The organism is uncultured Thiodictyon sp. (assembly GCA_903837595.1).
In the GTDB taxonomy this organism is placed as follows: domain Bacteria; phylum Pseudomonadota; class Gammaproteobacteria; order Chromatiales; family Chromatiaceae; genus Thiodictyon.
The window spans coordinates 1-2,064 of the sequence record CAILVI010000338.1; the positions used below are offsets into that span (position 1 = coordinate 1).

1 pseudogene is annotated in these 2,064 nt (G+C 69.4%); it reads right to left on the bottom strand.

The annotated features are described in order from the left end of the window. Positions 1 to 2,028 (bottom strand): annotated as a pseudogene (locus QZY44_RS18955) (hypothetical protein); the annotation flags it as partial. Positions 2,029 to 2,064: the final 36 nt, after the last annotated feature.

Consider the following 2,064-nt stretch of genomic DNA (forward strand, 5'->3'; position numbering starts at 1 on the left):
GGCGGCATAGGCGGACTCGGCCCCCGCGTGATCGCTCAAGCCCGCGCGCAGGGCGCCGAGGCTCCGGAGCGCAGCGCCCTTGTTGTTGTGGGCCTGGACGAAATCCGGCTCCCGGGTCAGGGCCTCGTCGTAGGCGGCGATGGCGGCGGCATAGGCGGTCTCGGCCCCCGCGTGATCGCTTAAGGCTGAGCGTAGGTTGCCGAGGCTAATAAGCGCATTGCCTTTGCCGCCATGGCTCGAAACGAAATCCGGCGCTCGGGTCAGGGCCTCGTCATAGGCGGCGATGGCGGTCATATAGGCGCTCTCGGCTCTCGGGTGATCGCTCAAGGCCGCGCGCAGTTCGCCGAGGGTCCAGAGCGCATTGCCCCTGTTGTTGTGGGCCTCGACATCATCGGGTGTCTGCCTTAGTGCGCGGTCGAAACCCTTGACCGCATCCTGGCACGCCGCTTCAGCGGTCTGGTGACGGAAGAACGCTGCAGCCAACTGACCGATGAGCATGGCAACCGTCGCCTGTGCGAACGGCGCCTCCAACCGCAGCAACGGCCGCAGCGCTGCGAGTGCTTCGGCCAGTGCAAAGCGTGCGTTGACAAGCGCCTCATCCATGACCTGGAACCACTCGCGATACCCCCGCCACCAGTCCTGCCGATTGGCATGATAGATCGCCTCCGCAATGGCCTCCGGTTCCGTCTCTGCGCGCTCGCGAAAGATCGCCTCCAGTGCGGCATGGGCCGCTATTGTCTCCTCCGCCGCCAGTTCGGCGAGTACACGTCGCAGCAGCTCGTGGATGCGGTAGCCCCCGCGCCCGGGTTGAGGCTCCCGCCAGCAGAATGAGAACCCGGTCAGGGTCTGAAAGGCGGGTGCAGTCGCGTGGAAGTGCAGCCGCTCGCCCAGGTCATAGAAGATCCCGGCGTCGAAGCGGCGGGCGGCGGCCAGTGCCTTGACCGCGTAGGCCAGCTCCTCGGGGCAGTAGCGCAGCAGCCGGGTGGCCAGGGTGCGGCCCTTGTCGGCCATGCGTTCCGCCGGGCCGTCGTTGGGGGTCGCGTCCGGTCCGGCCGCAAAATCGTCGGCGGTCAGGGTGTCGCCGCGGGCGTTTGCCTGCAGCACCACATCGGCGGCCAGGCCCAGGTAGAGCGGTTGGACCTGGCCGGGCTCGACCTCGGCGCAGCGGATCAGGGCGGCGCGCAGGGCCGCTTGCTCGGGCGGTGGGGCTGGTCCGGTCATGGGCTCCAGGGCGCGGATCAGGTAGGCTTCCGCGTCCGGGGGCTCCAGGTGCCCGACGAGTTGGGTGTCGATGAGGTCCCGGGGGATCGGTGTCTCGGGGGCCTCGGCCCAGCGCGGCGGCTCGCGCCCGGCGACTACGACGACGATACCCGGATTGGGCCGATACAGCTCGGCCAGCAGCACGCGCAGCCATTCGTCCCGCTGGAAATAGGAGTCGGTGGACTGGAGGTGACGCTCGGTGCCCCAGAAGGCCTCGTGGGTGTCGATGAGCAGCACCAGGCGCGGTGGGGCGCCGGGGAGTTGCATGGCGGCGTTGAGATCCTCGCCCAGGATGCGCGGGAGTTGGTCACGCAGTTCGGAGCCGGGGTCCATGGCCTGGAGTGCGCGCAGCCGTGCCTCGTCCAGTCCGCGCTTGGCCAGCCACAGTGCCGCATCGGTCTTGAGGTGCTTGCCGAACACGCGCGGGCGATCCTCGCCGGTGTCCGCGGCGCCGAGGTCGTGATAGAGGTAGGGGACCTCGGCGGCCTCGCCGGCCGCCTCCAGGCCCTCGATGAAGGCGGCATCGTCTGCGATGGCGTCGAGCCGCTGCCAGTCGGTCGTCGCGAGGCGCCGGCAATACCCGGTGGCGAGCCGTTTGAGCAGCAGCGATTTGCCGTTGCCGCCGTCGCCGTGGAAGAACAGCAGCCGCTCCGGGGGCGGGTCCGCGTGCAGATAGCGCGCGAACAGCCGCCGCTCGGCCAGGCGGTCGGTGAAGAGCCGCAGGGCGCGGTCGTTCTCGGTGATGCTGGGCGTCTCACGGATGGGCATGGGGTGCGGCTCTGGGTCAGTCCTGCGGCGATCTTA